Source organism: Streptomyces sp. NPDC096013 (genome assembly GCF_044763565.1).
Classification (GTDB): Bacteria; Actinomycetota; Actinomycetes; order Streptomycetales; family Streptomycetaceae; genus Streptomyces.
On sequence record NZ_JBIWGK010000006.1, the window covers coordinates 430,634 to 445,000 of the forward strand.

Annotated in this window: 17 protein-coding genes; 7 read left to right on the top strand and 10 right to left on the bottom strand. The window is 72.5% G+C overall.

Annotated features, from left to right (window positions below):
• Window positions 1-29 precede the first annotated feature (29 nt).
• Window positions 30-272, bottom strand: a complete 243-nt coding sequence (locus ACIRB1_RS22795) for a hypothetical protein (protein WP_403466737.1) — start codon at window positions 270-272, stop codon at window positions 30-32.
• 128 nt (window positions 273-400) lie between these two features.
• Here ACIRB1_RS22795 and upp point away from each other — a divergent pair, with 128 nt between their 5' ends.
• Window positions 401-1,036, top strand: coding sequence for a uracil phosphoribosyltransferase (upp, locus tag ACIRB1_RS22800; RefSeq protein ID WP_033285566.1), 636 nt, complete (start codon window positions 401-403; stop codon window positions 1,034-1,036).
• A 108-nt stretch (window positions 1,037-1,144) separates the two neighbouring features.
• Here upp and ACIRB1_RS22805 read toward each other — a convergent pair whose 3' ends face one another.
• A complete protein-coding gene (locus ACIRB1_RS22805) occupies window positions 1,145-1,765 on the bottom strand; it encodes a LytR C-terminal domain-containing protein (RefSeq protein WP_403466840.1) in 621 nt (206 codons plus the stop codon).
• A gap of 222 nt (window positions 1,766-1,987) precedes the next feature.
• Window positions 1,988-2,284, bottom strand: coding sequence for a type II toxin-antitoxin system VapB family antitoxin (locus ACIRB1_RS22810; protein WP_003999914.1), 297 nt, complete (start codon window positions 2,282-2,284; stop codon window positions 1,988-1,990).
• Between the two features lie 105 nt (window positions 2,285-2,389).
• Here ACIRB1_RS22810 and ACIRB1_RS22815 point away from each other — a divergent pair, with 105 nt between their 5' ends.
• On the top strand, window positions 2,390-3,910 hold the full coding sequence (locus tag ACIRB1_RS22815; protein ID WP_352179742.1) for a helicase HerA-like domain-containing protein: 1,521 nt from the start codon (window positions 2,390-2,392) through the stop codon (window positions 3,908-3,910).
• A gap of 23 nt (window positions 3,911-3,933) precedes the next feature.
• Here the strand turns inward: ACIRB1_RS22815 and ACIRB1_RS22820 are convergent, their stop codons facing one another.
• The 6 genes from ACIRB1_RS22820 to ACIRB1_RS22845 all read right to left on the bottom strand — a co-directional run bounded on the left by ACIRB1_RS22820 (window position 3,934) and on the right by ACIRB1_RS22845 (window position 7,134).
• Window positions 3,934-4,056 carry a hypothetical protein gene (locus ACIRB1_RS22820; RefSeq protein WP_352179741.1) on the bottom strand — a complete coding sequence of 41 codons (123 nt, stop codon included), beginning with the start codon at window positions 4,054-4,056 and terminating at the stop codon, window positions 3,934-3,936.
• A 51-nt stretch (window positions 4,057-4,107) separates the two neighbouring features.
• Window positions 4,108-4,446, bottom strand: a complete 339-nt coding sequence (locus ACIRB1_RS22825) for a hypothetical protein (protein ID WP_403466738.1) — start codon at window positions 4,444-4,446, stop codon at window positions 4,108-4,110.
• 78 nt (window positions 4,447-4,524) lie between these two features.
• Window positions 4,525-5,184 carry an HdeD family acid-resistance protein gene (locus ACIRB1_RS22830; protein WP_403466739.1) on the bottom strand — a complete coding sequence of 220 codons (660 nt, stop codon included), beginning with the start codon at window positions 5,182-5,184 and terminating at the stop codon, window positions 4,525-4,527.
• 154 nt (window positions 5,185-5,338) lie between these two features.
• Complete coding sequence (locus ACIRB1_RS22835; RefSeq protein ID WP_403466740.1) at window positions 5,339-5,935, bottom strand: HhH-GPD-type base excision DNA repair protein; 597 nt, start codon at window positions 5,933-5,935, stop codon at window positions 5,339-5,341.
• A gap of 75 nt (window positions 5,936-6,010) precedes the next feature.
• Window positions 6,011-6,364, bottom strand: coding sequence for a VOC family protein (locus ACIRB1_RS22840; protein WP_352179737.1), 354 nt, complete (start codon window positions 6,362-6,364; stop codon window positions 6,011-6,013).
• Between the two features lie 56 nt (window positions 6,365-6,420).
• Complete coding sequence (locus ACIRB1_RS22845) at window positions 6,421-7,134, bottom strand: siderophore-interacting protein (protein ID WP_403466841.1); 714 nt, start codon at window positions 7,132-7,134, stop codon at window positions 6,421-6,423.
• Window positions 7,135-7,239: 105 nt separating this feature from the next.
• On the opposite strand from ACIRB1_RS22845, the gene ACIRB1_RS22850 reads away from it, so the two are divergent.
• The 5 genes from ACIRB1_RS22850 to ACIRB1_RS22870 all read left to right on the top strand — a co-directional run bounded on the left by ACIRB1_RS22850 (window position 7,240) and on the right by ACIRB1_RS22870 (window position 13,236).
• Window positions 7,240-9,390, top strand: a complete 2,151-nt coding sequence (locus tag ACIRB1_RS22850; RefSeq protein ID WP_403466741.1) for a penicillin acylase family protein — start codon at window positions 7,240-7,242, stop codon at window positions 9,388-9,390.
• Window positions 9,383-10,009, top strand: coding sequence for a GNAT family N-acetyltransferase (locus tag ACIRB1_RS22855; protein WP_403466742.1), 627 nt, complete (start codon window positions 9,383-9,385; stop codon window positions 10,007-10,009). Before ACIRB1_RS22850 ends, ACIRB1_RS22855 begins: the two co-directional genes overlap by 8 nt.
• A gap of 9 nt (window positions 10,010-10,018) precedes the next feature.
• Window positions 10,019-10,501, top strand: a complete 483-nt coding sequence (locus ACIRB1_RS22860) for a cupin domain-containing protein (protein WP_352179734.1) — start codon at window positions 10,019-10,021, stop codon at window positions 10,499-10,501.
• Window positions 10,489-11,271, top strand: coding sequence for an SDR family NAD(P)-dependent oxidoreductase (locus ACIRB1_RS22865; protein WP_403466743.1), 783 nt, complete (start codon window positions 10,489-10,491; stop codon window positions 11,269-11,271). The genes ACIRB1_RS22860 and ACIRB1_RS22865 overlap by 13 nt, the downstream gene beginning before the upstream one ends.
• Window positions 11,272-11,484: 213 nt before the next feature.
• On the top strand, window positions 11,485-13,236 hold the full coding sequence (locus ACIRB1_RS22870; protein ID WP_403466842.1) for a copper resistance CopC/CopD family protein: 1,752 nt from the start codon (window positions 11,485-11,487) through the stop codon (window positions 13,234-13,236).
• A gap of 21 nt (window positions 13,237-13,257) precedes the next feature.
• Here ACIRB1_RS22870 and ACIRB1_RS22875 read toward each other — a convergent pair whose 3' ends face one another.
• Complete coding sequence (locus ACIRB1_RS22875) at window positions 13,258-14,253, bottom strand: cytochrome c oxidase assembly protein (RefSeq protein ID WP_352179732.1); 996 nt, start codon at window positions 14,251-14,253, stop codon at window positions 13,258-13,260.
• Between the last annotated feature and the right edge of the window lie 114 nt (window positions 14,254-14,367).

The following is a 14,367-nucleotide window of genomic DNA, read 5'->3' on the forward strand; positions in this document are numbered from 1 at the left end:
CTGACAGACCGCTGTGAGACAGGCCTCAGCTACCAGCGGAACGTGCGCATACGCATGGCGTGGCGCAGCCGCGCGGTCTTGGCGCGGCGGGGCTGGACCCGGTCCCGCAGCTCGCGGGCCTCGGTCAGTTCGCGCAGGAACTGGGCGCGGCGCCGTCTGCGCTCGGCCTCGGTCTCCCGGCTCGCCTCCGGGTCGGTACCCCGGTCGGTACCGCGGTCCTTCTCCCGGCTCTTCGATTGCGACGGGTCCCCTTGGGACTCACGGTCAGGCATCGGTTCACCACCCCGTTCCGTCCCTCCCACTTTCCCCCGGACGGGCGGTTTGATGCCACCGCGGGCCGGATCGGGGCCGGTGGGAGCGTGGACCGCGGCAGCCGCGGGGCCCGGCTACTGTTGTGGACATGCGTCTCCACGTCGTCGACCACCCCCTGGTCGCCCACAAGCTCACCACGCTGCGCGACCGGCGCACCGACTCCGCGACCTTCCGCCGTCTCGCCGACGAGCTGGTCACCCTGCTCGCCTACGAGGCCACGCGCGACGTGCGCACCGAACAGGTCGACATCGTCACGCCGGTCTCCCCGACCACCGGCGTCAAGCTCTCCTACCCGCGCCCGCTGGTCGTGCCGATCCTGCGGGCCGGCCTCGGCATGCTGGACGGCATGGTCCGGCTGCTGCCCTCGGCCGAGGTCGGCTTCATGGGCATGGTGCGCAACGAGGAGACCCTCCAGGCGTCCACGTACGCCACGCGCATGCCGGAGGACCTCTCCGGCCGCCAGGTGTACGTCCTCGACCCGATGCTGGCCACCGGCGGCACCCTGGTCGCCGCGATCCGCGAGCTGATCAAGCGCGGCGCCGACGACGTGACGGCCGTGGTCCTGCTCGCGGCCCCCGAGGGCGTCGAGGTGATGGAACGCGAGCTGGCGGGCACCCCGGTGACGGTCGTGACGGCCTCGGTCGACGAGCGCCTGAACGAGCACGGCTACATCGTCCCGGGCCTGGGCGACGCGGGCGACCGCCTCTACGGCGCGGCCGAGTAGAACCGCCTCAACACCCGGTTCCCGTACGGCTCCTACCTGCCGGACGGGGATCGGGTGTTGTCGTAGGACCGCTTGCCGCGGGTGCTCCCGTACGCCGCTCCCGTACGGCTACGAGCACGCCTTGGGTGATGCGCTCGCCGTCGGGGCAGGGCCGGCCAGCGCGGCCAGGGCCTTGTCGGCGGCGGCCTTCGCGGTGAGGTTCTTGAAGGCGGTGCCGATGACGAGGTCGACCGCGGTGCCCTTGCGGGTGGCCTCGGTGCGGCGCTCGGCGCCGGCGAGCTGGGTGGCGAGGACGGGCAGCGAGGTGTCGAGGGCGGAGGCGGGACCGAGCAGGACGCCGGTGCCCTTGACCTTCTTGTCCCACTGCGCGGACGCGTTGCCCACGTCGCCGATCTTGAAGCCGCGCTTCTTGAGCTCGTCGGCGGTCGACTTGGCGAGGCCGCTGCGGGGCGTGGCGTTGTAGACGTTCACGGTGATCTGGGCCGGCTTCGGCACGGCGGAGTCGACGGTGGGCGAGGGGCTCGCCTTGGACGCGCAGGCGGCCTTGGCACCGGCTGCCGCCGCCTGCTTGCCGCCACCGGTGAAGACGTCGATGAGCTGCGACGTGCCCCACCCGCCCACACCCAGTACGGCGACGGAGGCGACCACCATGAGGACGAGCCTCCCGCGGCGCCGCGGACGGCGCATGCGCGGGTATTTGTCCCCCGTGATCCGGTACTGGCCGCCCATGCCTGGGGGAGTCAGCATGCTCATGAGCGCAGCGTAGTGCGCGCGGGCGGCGATGCCTACTAGATGATCATTCGACAGCGCCGAGACCAACCCGAAAGGGCGAACCCAGCAGTCGGCCCCGGAGCAGACTTCGGCGCCCCGGCGGCGAACCGGGCCTCAAAAAGAGGCGGATAGGGCCTCAGGAAAGAGGTGAACCGGGCCTCAAAAAAAGAGGGGTGCGGCTCAGTCCAGCTCCAGGACACGGGCGTGGAGCACCTGGCGCTGCTGAAGGGCCGCGCGGACCGCGCGGTGCAGGCCGTCCTCCAGGTACAGGTCGCCCTGCCACTTCACGACGTGCGCGAAGAGGTCGCCGTAGAAGGTCGAGTCCTCGGCGAGGAGCGTTTCCAGGTCGAGCTGGCCCTTGGTCGTCACGAGCTGATCGAGGCGGACCGGGCGCGGCGCGACATCCGCCCACTGCCGGGTGCTTTCCCGGCCGTGGTCGGGGTACGGCCGGCCGTTTCCGATGCGCTTGAAGATCACACGGAAAGCCTACCGGTCATGACGTTCCGGGCGCAGCCATGGAGACGGAGTGCGACGCTGGAAAAGATGCCGTAAAGCCGGGCAAAACGGGAACAGGGGCCTGATATGAGTGACAGCGAGACGATCGCCGCCGGGTACGCCTTCACAGGACCTGCACTCGACCTGGGCGCCCTGCTGTGGGAGGGCGCCTGTCTGCCCGACGCGCAGATCCGCATCCCCCTCCCGATGCTCAACCGCCACGGCCTCGTCGCCGGCGCCACCGGCACCGGCAAGACCAAGACCCTCCAGCTCATCGCCGAGCAGCTCTCCGCGCAGGGCGTGCCGGTGTTCCTCGCGGATGTGAAGGGCGATGTGTCGGGCATCTCCGCGCCCGGCGTCACGAACGACAAGGTCGCGGGCCGCGCCGCCGAGGTGAAGCAGCAGTGGACGGCGACCGGCTACCCGGCGGAGTTCTACGCCCTCGGCGGCATCGGCCACGGCATCCCCGTCCGGGCCACGATCACCGGCTTCGGCCCGGTCCTGCTCTCCAAGGTGCTCCAGCTCAACCAGACCCAGGAGCAGTCCCTCGGCCTGATCTTCCACTACGCCGACACCAAAGGCCTGGAGCTGATCGACCTCAAGGACCTGCGGGCCGTCGTCACCTTCCTCACCTCCGACGAGGGCAAGCCGGAGCTGAAGAACATCGGCGGCCTGTCCACCGCGACGGCCGGGGTGATCCTGCGCTCCCTCACCGCGTTCGAGGCGCAGGGCATGGCCGACTTCTTCGGTGAGCCGGAGTTCGACACGAGCGAGCTGCTGCGCACGGCGACGGACGGCCGGGGCATGGTCTCCGTCCTCGAACTCCCCGCGGTCCAGGACAAACCGCAGCTCTTCTCGACCTTCCTGATGTGGCTCCTGGCCGACCTCTTCCACGACCTCCCCGAGGTCGGGGACGCCGACAAGCCGAAGCTCGTCTTCTTCTTCGACGAGGCGCATCTGCTCTTCAACGACGCCTCCAAGGCGTTCCTGGACTCGATCACGCAGACCGTCCGGCTCATTCGCTCGAAAGGGGTCGGCGTCTTCTTCGTGACCCAGACCCCGAAGGACGTCCCCGGCGACGTCCTCGCCCAGCTCGGCAACCGCGTCCAGCACGCGCTGCGCGCCTTCACACCGGACGACCAGAAGGCGTTGAAGGCCACGGTGAAGACCTTCCCGAACTCCCCCTACGACCTGGAGGAGATCCTCACGGGCCTGGGCACCGGCGAGGCGGTCGTCACGGTCCTCAGCGAGAACGGCGCCCCCACCCCGGTCGCGGTGACCCGCCTGCGCGCCCCCGAGTCGCTGATGGGCCCGATCGACGCGGCGGCCCTCGACACGGCGGTCAAGTCCTCGTCGCTCTACGGCCGTTACGCACAGGCTGTGGACCGCGAGTCGGCGTACGAGAAGCTCACGGCGGCGGAGCCGCGGCCGGTCCCGGAGACACCGAAGGCCGCCAAACAGGCCCCCAAGCCGGCCAAGGAGGACGAGTCGATGGTCCAACAGGTCGTCGGCAGCGGGATGTTCAAGTCCCTGGCGCGTTCGGTCGGCACCCAGATCGGCCGCGAGATCACCCGCTCGCTGTTCGGCACGGCCCGGCGGAAGCGTTAGCTCCCGCCGGGCCGTACGACGGCTCAGCGCGACCGTTCCTCCGGGGGCCGCTGCGGCTCGGGTCGGCGGGCTTCCGGCTTGGGCGCGTTGCGGACGGCCTCGGCGCGCAGCAGGGCGCGCAGGACCGCGTACGGGTCGATGGGCATGGCTGTGTTCCTAGCGTCGTGGTGACGGTTGACCTGGGGGAGGCCGGTCCGTCAGCAGCGCAGGACCACGGTGCGCAGGGCGCGGAGGGTGTACGGCGGCGAGGGCGGCGCGGGGCGGGAGCGCGCCAGGGGTGCCCGGGACGCCGGGGCGGGCGCGGGCCGCGGGGGTGCGGCGGGCCGTTGGACGGCGAGGGGACCGACGGGCCGCAGGGCAGCCGCCGTGTCGAGGACGTCGTACTCGACGGTCGTCTCCGCGGACGCCGACGCGGCCGGTGTCGCGCGCAGGTCGGCGTGCGTGCCGGGCACCAGCAGGGCGAGGAGCAGCACGAGGGCCCGCAGCCAGGCGCGGCTGCGGGGGAGGCGGTGTGCGGGGCGCACCCTCGTGCTCATGGAAGGTCATCTCCCAGCGGCCGTACGGCGTTCATCGCGGCGGGCGCGCAAACCGCCCGCACGGCCTACCAACGAGGCTCACAGGGACTGGGGCACCTTCTTGGCGAAGCTCCTCATCCGGACGGCCGTGACGATCTCGACGACGCCGACCGCGACCAGCCAGATGCCGCAGACGAGGGTCAGGACGGCGACCGAGCGGAAGGGGGAGTCGATCAGCACGATGCCGGCGACGAAGGTGACGATCCCGAGGAAGATCTGCCAGCCGCGGGCGGGCATCGTCCGGTCGTGGATCGCGGCCAGGGTCTGCGTGATGCCCCGGATCAGCCAGCCGATGCCGATCCACAGGGCGAGCAGCAGGATCGACTGCATCGGCCCGCGGAAACAGAACAGGCCCAGCACGATCGAGAGCGCGCCGCTGATGAACGCGAGGACGCGCAGCGAGGTCGCCCGGTGCGTGCCGAACGCGGCGACCAGCTGGAAGACGCCGCTGATCAGCAGGTACAGGCCGAAGAGGATGCCGGCCGCGAAGAGTGACGCGCCGGGCCACACGAGGACCAGCACGCCGAGGACGAGGGACGCGACGCCGGTGAGCAGGACCACCTGCCACGCTGCTTTGGACAGGGCGAAAAGGGGCCCTTCGAATTCCGGCTCGTCATGCGGGGGCCGCGGGGCGCGTGGCGCGTGGGCGCGGCGGTCGTCGTACTCCGGGCCCAAGGGGCCGCTCGGTGCCTCGGTCATGGTCCATGTTTTGACCGGGGGCCTACGGCCCGCCACCCGGGCGGGCCAGCTGGCTGACGGGATGGCCGTGGTCGGGCGCCGGCCGTGTGCGGAGTGCGGGTGAAGGGGAAATGGGGGTGGGCGAGGCTACTTGCCACCGGCCGCCTTCGCGGGGCTACTTGCCGCCGGCCGCCTTCGCCGCCTTGGCCGCGGCCTTCATCTCCTGCTTGTGGGCGCGGACCTTGGCCAGGGACTCGGGGCCGGTGATGTCCGCGACGGAGCGGTGGGACCTCGCCTCGCCGTAGGCCCCGGCGGCCTCCCGCCACCCCTTCGGCGTGACCCCGAGCTGCTTGCCGAGCAGGGCGAGGAAGATCTGGGCCTTCTGCTTGCCGAACCCGGGGAGTTCTTCGAGCCGCTTGAGAAGCTCGGCACCCGTGCCGACGCCCTCCCAGACTCCGCTCGCGTCACCGTCGTAGTGCTCGACGAGGTACTGGCAGAGCTGCTGGATGCGCTTGGCCATGGAACCCGGGTAGCGGTGCACCGCGGGCTTCTCGGAGAGGAGGGCAGCGAAGGCCTCGGGGTCGCGGGACGCGATGTCGTGCGCGTCCAGGTCGGTGGCCCCGAGGCGGTCGGCGATCGTCCGGGGTCCCTTGAACGCCCACTCCATCGGCACCTGCTGGTCGAGCAGCATCCCCACCAGCGCGGCGAGCGGGGAACGGCCGAGGAGTTCATCGGCGTCGGGGTCCTGGGCGAGGTGAAGGGTGACGTCCATGGGTCGATGATGGCGCGTACGGGCGCGGGATGCCCGCCGGTGCGCCGGGTCGGCGGGCATCCACCCGGGTACGCCCTACTGCCGGCGCTGACCCAGCACGCAGAACTCGTTGCCCTCGGGGTCCGCCAGGACCACCCAGGACTGCTCGCCCTGGCCGATGTCGACGCGGCGCGCTCCGTGCGCCTCCAGGCGGGCCACCTCGGCGGCCTGGTCGTCGGGCCTGAAGTCCAGGTGCAGGCGGCTCTTGCTCTGCTTGGCCTCGTCGAGCCGGACGAAGTCCAGGCCGGGGAGGCGGTCCGGCGCGGGGCGGATCTCGTACTCGTCGGCGTCGGAGTGCACCACGACCCACCCCAGCGCCTCGGCCCACCACTGGCCCAGGGCCGCCGGGTCCTCCGCGTGGACGATTACCTGTTCCCATTCCAAGGTCATCCGCAGAGCGTAGACCGGCCGGGTCATCGGAACACAGGCGTTTTCGGCGTCCCCGTTCAGCCCGCCCGCCAGTACCCCAGCGCGTGCACCCGCTCCCGGCGTACGCCCAACTCCCTGCGTACGTAAGACGACAGGGCCCGCGTGGTCGCCGTGTCGCAGGTGATCCAGACGTACGGGTCGGCGCTTGCCTTCAGCAGGTCGGGCAGCTCCGCGCTTACCCGCTCGGTGAGTTGGCCGCGGGCGATTTCGTGAAGTCGGTGCCGGGCCGGGTCGGTGCGGAACGGCAGGCCCTCGCCGTCGCCCTCGAACCAGACCGTCGCCGGGACCGTCGAACCCACCGCTTCCAGCAGGGAGTTGATCGCGGGGAGCGACGCCGGGTCGCCGATGACGAAGAGGTGGGACGGGGTCGGGTCCGGTGTCTCGAAGCCCGTCCCCTGGACCGTCGCCTCGATGGTGTCGCCCGGTTTCGCGTCCCGCGCCCAGTCGCTCGCCCGCCCCTCGTGCAGGGCGAACTCGAGGCCGAACGTGCCGGCCGCCGGGTCGGGGTCGACCAGGGTGTACGCCCGCTGGTGCGGCCTGCCCGCGTTGTCGAACCAGAGGCGGACCCACATCGTCGGGTGGACCCCGGTCGCCGCGAGCATGCCGCCGTCGGTGAGGCGGAGGCGGCGGTAGCGCGGGGTGACGTCCTCGGCCCTGGTCACCGTGAACCGGTAGTCCTTGGCGTGCAGCAGTCTGAGAACCGCGCCCTCCCAACCCCGCCCCTGCACCATGGTCTCCGCACCCTTCACGTACGCTTTCCCCAGCAATGACTTAGGTAAGGCTAACCTAAAGAATAGCCTCCGCCCTCGGGGCGGAACCAGAACAGGGGCCACAGCGTGACGACCGAGTTCCACCGCGACGCCGGGATCCACCGCGACGCCTGGGGAATCCCCCACCTGCGCGCCGGCACCGCCGACGAACTCGCCCGCGCCCAGGGCCGCGTGACCGCCCTCGACCGCGCCTGGCAGATCGAGGTCGAACGGCACCGCGCGCAGGGCACCTCGGCCTCCTTCCTCGGCGTCCGCGCCCTGCCCTGGGACCTCTTCGCCCGACGCGCCCGGCTCGACGACACGGCCAGGCGCTGTTTCACCGCCCTGGAGCGCCGGGACCCCGAGACCGCGCGCTGGGTCCGGTCGTACGTCGACGGCGTCAACGAGGGCCTCGCGGCAGGCAGTTCAGCACCCGAGTTCGCCAAGACCGGCCTCGCGCCCGGCCGTTGGGAACCCTGGACCCCCCTTGCCATCTGGCTCGCCGCACACATCCTGTTCGCCGGGTTCCCGGCCAAGCTCTGGCGCGAGGAGGCGGTACGGCACCTCGGGCCGGACGCCGTGGGGCTGTTCGCCACCGACGGGCCCGGTACCTCCGGCAGCAACGGCTGGCTGGTCGGCGGGGCGCGCACCACGACCGGCCTGCCCGTCCTCGCCGGTGACCCGCACCGCTACATCGAGGACCCCGGCGTCTACCAGCAAGTCCACCTCTCCTGCCCGGAGTTCGACGTCGTCGGTCTCACCGTGCCCGGCGTCCCCGGCATCGCCCACTTCGGCCACACCGGCACGGTCGCCTGGGCCATCACCAACGCCATGGCCGACTATCAGGACCTGTACCGCGAACGCCTGCGCCGCACCGGCGCCGGAGTCGAGGCCCTTGGCCCGGACGGCAGTTGGCGCCGTGCCGTCCGGCACACGGAGACGGTCGACGTGGCCGGCGAGGAGCCCGTGGAAGTCGAGATCATCGAGACCGACCGCGGTCCGGTCGTGATCGGAGGGCCGGAAGGGCTGGACGGAGGCATCATCGGCGGCCCGGAAGGCCCCGACGGAGGCATCAGCGCCCCGCCCGGCACCCCACCCCTCGCCGTGAGCCTCCGCTATCCGCCCCGGGTCACCGAAGACCTCGGCTTCACCGCGCTGCTCCCCCTTCTCCGCGCCCGCCAAGTCGCCGACGTGGACCGGGCGTTCGACGACTGGGCCGAACCCGTCAACGTCGTCCAGGCCGCCGACACCGAGGGCGGCCTGCTGCACCGGGTCGCGGGCAAGGTGCCGTCGCGCGCCGAGGCCAACCGCACCCGGCTCGTGCCCGCCTGGGAACCCGGTCACGAATGGCAGGGCTGGCACCGGCCGCCCCGCGCCGGACTCACCGACGACGGCATCGCGGTCATGGCCAACCAGCGCGGCCCCGCCACCCCGCTCGGCGTCGAGTTCGCCCCGCCCCACCGCGCCGACCGCATCGCCGCACTGCTCGGCGAACACGAGAAGTGGTCGGCCGCCGACATGCCCGCGATCCACATGGACACCCATCTCGGCTCCGCCGCACCCCTGTTGGACCGGCTGGCCGCGCTCACCGGCCTCACCCCCGAGGCCGCCGCACTCCGCGACCGGCTGCTGGCCTGGGACCGCCGCATGGACGCCGACAGCACCGACGCCGCCGCCTACGCGGCCGTACGCGGGGCGGTCGTCCGGCGGCTCGTGGCCCACCCGGCGTTCGCCGCGCTGGCCGAACCGCCCGCGTACCCCGAGGTGTTCCTGCCGTGGCTCGCGCTGCTCCCGCGCGTCGGCTTCGCGCTCGAACACCTCCTGCGGGCCGAGGAGTTGTACGGCATCGACCGGCCGGAGACCGTACGGGCGGCGCTGGAGGAGACGGCGGCCGGCCCGTCCGGCACCTGGGGTGACAGCCATCGCCTCGCCCCCTGGCGGGCGATCGAGGGAACCCCGGCTCCCGCTCCCCGCCTGTCCGGCGACCACGACTGCGTCCTGTGCACCTCCTCCGTCCCCGGGCTCAGCGACCTCAGCGCGCGGGGCCCCGCGGCCCGTTTCGTATGGGACCTGGCCCGGCGGGACGACAGCCTGTGGGTGGTGCCGCTGGGCGCGTCGGGGGTTCCCGCCTCACCGCACCACCACGATCAACTGCCCTTGTGGCTCAAGGGGGACATGGTCCCGGTGATCACCGACTGGCACCGCCTTGAGCCTCCCGTGAAGGAAACCGATGTCTGAGCCGCACGCCCCCGCCCGCCACCGCAGCCACCCCCGTCCCCCGCTCCACTCGCGGCACGTCGACGGCTTCGGCACCGTCCACGTCCTCGCGCTGGACCCGGAGGCCGACGCCGGGACGATCCACCGCTGGGTCAGCGAGGAACGGGCCGCGTTCTGGGGCATGAACGGCCTCACCCAGACCCAGGTCACCGAGATCTACGCCCATATGGCCACCCTCGACACCCACCACGCCCACCTCGTGCTCCGGGACGCCGAACCCGTCGCGCTCCTCCAGACCTACGACCCCGCGGCCGACCGCGTCGGCGACTGCTACGACGTACGCCCCGGGGACATCGGCATCCACCTCCTCCTCGCCCCCGCGGGCCCGGACGGCGGCCGGTCCGGCTGGTCCTCGGCGCTGCTGGGCGCCCTCGCGTCGTACGTCCTGCTCGGTCTCGACCGGCGCCGGATCGTGGTCGACCCGGACGTACGGAACGAGAAGGCGATCGCGCGGTTCCTGCGGCAGGGGTTCGTGCCGGGACCGAGGGTCGTCCTCCCGGAGGTGGACATACCGGACGTCTTCCTGCCCGAAAAACACGCTCAACTGGCCTTTCTCTCCCGCGAGGTGGCCTTCCCGTAGCCTGCCGGAGTGACCCCAGAAGACCTCGTCGCCCACTACGGCCTCGTACCGATCCCCCGCGAGGGCGGCCTGTTCCGGCAGACGTGGGCGGGCCCCGAGCGGCCCGACGGCAACCCGGAGGGCACGGCGATCGTCGCCCTGCTCACGGCGGACGACTTCTCCGCGCTGCACCGCCTCCCCGGCGACGAGGTCTGGCACTTCTACCTCGGCGACCCCCTCGAACTCCTCCTCCTGGCCCCCGACGACACCGTGCGCACGGCGGTCCTCGGCCCCGGCATACGGCACGGCCAGCACCTCCAGTTCACCGTCCCCGGCGGCACCTGGATGGGCGCGCGGGTGGTGACGGGCGGCGCGTGGACGTTCTTCGGCTGCACCATGGCACCCGGTTTCACCTACGACGGCTACGAGCACGGCGACGCGGGCGAGTTGACCGCGCGCTACGCCCGCACCCCGTCCGAGGCCGCCCGCATCACCGCCCTGTGCCGCCCGTGACCGGCCTCCTGGCAGGCCGGTTCGCCCTGGTCACGGGCGCGAGCGGCGGCATCGGCCGGGCCATCGCGGTGCGGTTCGCGGAGGAGGGGGCGGCGGGGGTCGCCGTCCACTGTCGTACGGCGGTGGAGGCGGCCGGCGAAGTGGCTGCGCGCGTACGGGAGGCGGGCGCCCGGGCCGTCGTACTGCAAGCCGATCTGACCGACGAGGACGCCTGCCGCGGGCTGGTCCGCGAGGCGGCGCAGTGGAGCGGCGGGCGGCTGACGGCACTGGTCAACAACGCGGGCACACAGCCCACGCAGCCGCTGCCCGGGATGACGGCTGCGGACTGGCGGACGGTCGTCGACACCAACCTGACCAGCGTCTTCGCATGCACACAGGCCGCGGCGGAGATCATGCGGGAGCAGGGCGACGGCGGGGGCACGGTGACGCACATCGCGTCGATCGAGGCGAGCGCCCCGGCCGCGCTGCACGCGCACTACGCCGCGTCCAAGGCCGCCGTCGTCATGCACGCGCGGTCGGCGGCCCTGGAGTACGGCCCGTACGGCATCCGCGTCAACACCGTCTCGCCCGGCCTGATCGACCGGGAGGGACTGGCGGCGGACTGGCCGGACGGGGTACGGAGATGGCGGGACGCGGCCCCGACGGGAAGGCTGGGGCGGCCGGAGGACGTGGGCGATGCCTGCGTGTTCCTGGCCTCGCCCCTCGCCTCCTGGATCACCGGGCAGGACCTGGTGGTCGACGGCGGGGTGACGGCGAGGCCGACGTGGTGAGCGGGACGGGAGCCTGCTCCGTACCTATCGGGAGGCCTGAGGTAACCGGGGCCCGGCGGGACCGAGGGCCTGACACCACCGGGGCCCGCACGTCCGACGACGGGGAAGTGAAGACGGAGAAGTGACGTGAGCCGACGACGGAACGAGCGCGACCAGGCCGGCCGGGGAAGCCTCGCCCACCGATGGCCCGAGCGCCGGGGCCTGCGACGGGTGTTGCTGCTGGCCCCCCTCCTGCTCCTGCTCCTCCTCGGCACCGCGTCCACCGCCTCCGCGCACGCGGCCCTCGAATCCACCGACCCGGCCGACGGCAGCGTCCTCAAGTCCGCCCCCCGCACGGTCACCCTCACGTTCTCCGAGTCCGTCGCCCTGCTCGACGACTCCTTCCGCGTCTACGACCCCGACAACCGCCGGGTGTCCACGAGTTCGGCCCGCCACGCGAAGGGCGCGGGCGACACGGCGAGCGTCACCCTGCCGGGCAAGCTCGGCACCGGCACCTTCACGGTCGCCTGGCGCGTCGTCTCCGCCGACAGCCACCCGGTCTCGGGCGCCTTCACCTTCTCCATCGGCAAACCCTCCGCCACCACCACCCCGGTCGCCACGCCCCCCACCGAGGACCCCCTCACCGGCACGCTCTACGACATGGCCCGCTACGCCGCCTACATAGCCGCGGCCCTCCTCATCGGCACCACCACCTTCCTGGCCCTGTGCCGCCCCCCGAACCCGACGGTCCTCGACAAGCCGATCCGCACCGGCTGGTGGACCCTCCTGGCGGCCACACTCGCGCTGCTCCTGCTCCGTTCCCCCTACGAGGCAGGCACCGCCCTCAGCACGGCCTTCGAACCCTCCGCCCTCCCGAAGACCCTGACGACCCGCCCGGGCCAGGCCCTCGCCGCCCGACTCCTCCTCCTGGCCGCGACAGCCGCCTTCCTCCTACGACTTCGGGGCCGCACCCGCTTCGGCCGCCCGACGGCGGCGACCGGCACCGCCCTGGCGATCGGACTGGCGCTGACCTGGGCGTCGGCGGAACACGCGTCCGCCGGTATCCAGGTGCCGGTGGCGATGACCTCGGCCGTCCTGCACCTGCTCGCGATGTCGGTATGGCTGGGCGGTCTGACGGCCCTCCTCACCACCCTCCACCGCTCACCGGCCCTCGACACGGCCCCGGTCGCCCGCTTCTCCCGCCTCGCCTTCACCTCGGTCACCGTCCTGGTCGTCACCGGCATCTACCAGTCCTGGCGCGGCCTCGGCTCCTGGAACGCCCTGACCGGCACGTCGTACGGCCGCATCCTGCTGGTGAAACTGGGCGCGGTCGTGCTGCTGCTCGCGGCGGCGGGCTGGTCACGGCAGTGGACGAACCGGTTGACGGGGGCCGAAGTCCGTCTCCGGGCACCGGAGTTGGTACGAACGGGCGCGGACGGAGCGCCCCCTTCCCCAGCGGACGACGCAACCACCCCGGCAGATACCCCCGACGACTCCCAGGACCGACTCCGCCGCGGCCTGCGCCGCTCGGTGCTGCTCGAAGTCGCCGTAGGCGTCGCGGTGTTGGTGGTCACCACCCTCCTCACCAACACCCTCCCGGGCCGCGCGGCGGCCGACGCCCGGCAGACGGCGACCCCGGCCGGCATACCGGCCGCCTCCGTCACCACCGTCCCCTTCCACGTCGGCGACGCCGGCGGCAAGGTACAGATCACCCTCGACCCCGGCCGCGTGGGCGAGAACTCGGTGGAGGCGGTCGTCTACGGCCCCGACGGCGGCTTCGCCACGGTCCCCGAACTCCGCCTCTCCTTCACTCTCCCCGCCCAGAAGATCGGCCCCCTCGACGCCGGCATCAAGGACAAGGGCGGCTACTGGGGCACCAACACCCTCAACCTCCCGATCGCCGGGACCTGGACGATGAAGGTGACGGTCCGGACGTCGGATGTGGATCAGGTGAGTGTGTCGCGGGAGGTGCGGATCGTGCGGTAGGTCCGAGCCTTCGGAGGCCGGTTACCGCTGGCCCCTGATCCGCTGCGCGACCTCGCTGTTCTCGGTCTCCCACCAGGGGCGTACGAGTTCCGGGCCCTCGGCCGACGTGGTCGGCTCCGCCGCTGTCGACGCCGCGGGTGTCGCCCGGACCACCTCCAGTTCGGCGTCCAGGCGCCGGTCCAGCGCGACCGACTCGGCGCGTTCCGTGCGGGCCCACTGGACGAGGATCGCGAGGAGGAAGGGGACGGCGACGAGTTCGGCGATGCCGACCATCGCGCCGCCGCCGAGCTGCTGGTCGTGCTGGACGCCGGGGGCCCAGGACGGGGAGTGGCTGAGGTACCAGGAGCCGGCGATCAGGGTGCCGTGGGTCATCACCACGATGCCCGGGACCGCGTCGATGATCCCGTCGACGAACACCAGGGCCGCCCGCACCGGGTGGGTGCACCAGGCGGGCAGCGCCTCCTCGCGGGTGAGCACCGGGAGGACGAACAGGCTTCCGGCGAGCAGCAGGTGGAGGTACATCAGCTGGTGCAGCCAGTTGTCGGCCAGGGCGGTCTCGAAGTACGGCGTGAAGTAGATCGTCAGCTCGGTCGCCAGCACCAGGGCCGTGCTGACCAGGGGGAACGTGAGGAGCCGCACCAGGCGGCCGGTCAGGGCCCCCTGCGCGCGGGCCGCGGCGCGTTCGGGCAGGGCGCGGAGGGCGAGCCGCAGCGGATCGCCGAGGGCCAGGCCGAGGGGGGCGATCAGATCCAGGAGGACGTTCTGGACGGCGGCCGGCCAGAACAGCACGCGGTCGTAGACGGCGAGCGCGGACATCGTCGCGACGACGATCGTGCCGAGGCCGAGCACCGCGAACCCGACGGTCCGCGCCACCGGCCACGCCTCGCCGCGCCGCCGCAGACGCAGGACGCCCCAGCCGTACAGCCCGCCGAGGACCACGACCACCAGCAGCGCGGGGACGTCCGCCTGCCACGAGGAGAACAGCCGTCCGTCGGTGAGCTGCGGCGGGGTCTCCATCGCGATCTGCCTCCACGGCGGTCGGCCGGCCGGTGGGGTGGTTCCGTCGCTTCGGCCGGTTCTGCCGCAGCACTCTATGCCGCCGAGAGCCGCGGCGGAGAACCGACCCCGGGA

Excerpts from the sequence above, each read along its gene's own strand:
- ACIRB1_RS22845 (WP_403466841.1), bottom strand. The coding sequence starts at position 7,134 with ATGGTGCAGGGGCGGGGTTGGGAGGGCGCGGTTCTCAGACTGCTGCAC.
- ACIRB1_RS22825 (WP_403466738.1), bottom strand. The coding sequence starts at position 4,446 with ATGAGCACGAGGGTGCGCCCCGCACACCGCCTCCCCCGCAGCCGCGCC.
- ACIRB1_RS22830 (WP_403466739.1), bottom strand. The coding sequence starts at position 5,184 with ATGACCGAGGCACCGAGCGGCCCCTTGGGCCCGGAGTACGACGACCGC.
- ACIRB1_RS22795 (WP_403466737.1), bottom strand. The coding sequence starts at position 272 with ATGCCTGACCGTGAGTCCCAAGGGGACCCGTCGCAATCGAAGAGCCGG.
- ACIRB1_RS22855 (WP_403466742.1), top strand. The coding sequence starts at position 9,383 with ATGTCTGAGCCGCACGCCCCCGCCCGCCACCGCAGCCACCCCCGTCCC.
- ACIRB1_RS22820 (WP_352179741.1), bottom strand. The coding sequence starts at position 4,056 with ATGCCCATCGACCCGTACGCGGTCCTGCGCGCCCTGCTGCGCGCCGAG.
- ACIRB1_RS22805 (WP_403466840.1), bottom strand. The coding sequence starts at position 1,765 with ATGGGCGGCCAGTACCGGATCACGGGGGACAAATACCCGCGCATGCGC.
- ACIRB1_RS22815 (WP_352179742.1), top strand. The coding sequence starts at position 2,390 with ATGAGTGACAGCGAGACGATCGCCGCCGGGTACGCCTTCACAGGACCT.
- upp (WP_033285566.1), top strand. The coding sequence starts at position 401 with ATGCGTCTCCACGTCGTCGACCACCCCCTGGTCGCCCACAAGCTCACC.
- ACIRB1_RS22835 (WP_403466740.1), bottom strand. The coding sequence starts at position 5,935 with ATGGACGTCACCCTTCACCTCGCCCAGGACCCCGACGCCGATGAACTC.
- ACIRB1_RS22875 (WP_352179732.1), bottom strand. The coding sequence starts at position 14,253 with ATGGAGACCCCGCCGCAGCTCACCGACGGACGGCTGTTCTCCTCGTGG.
- ACIRB1_RS22840 (WP_352179737.1), bottom strand. The coding sequence starts at position 6,364 with ATGACCTTGGAATGGGAACAGGTAATCGTCCACGCGGAGGACCCGGCG.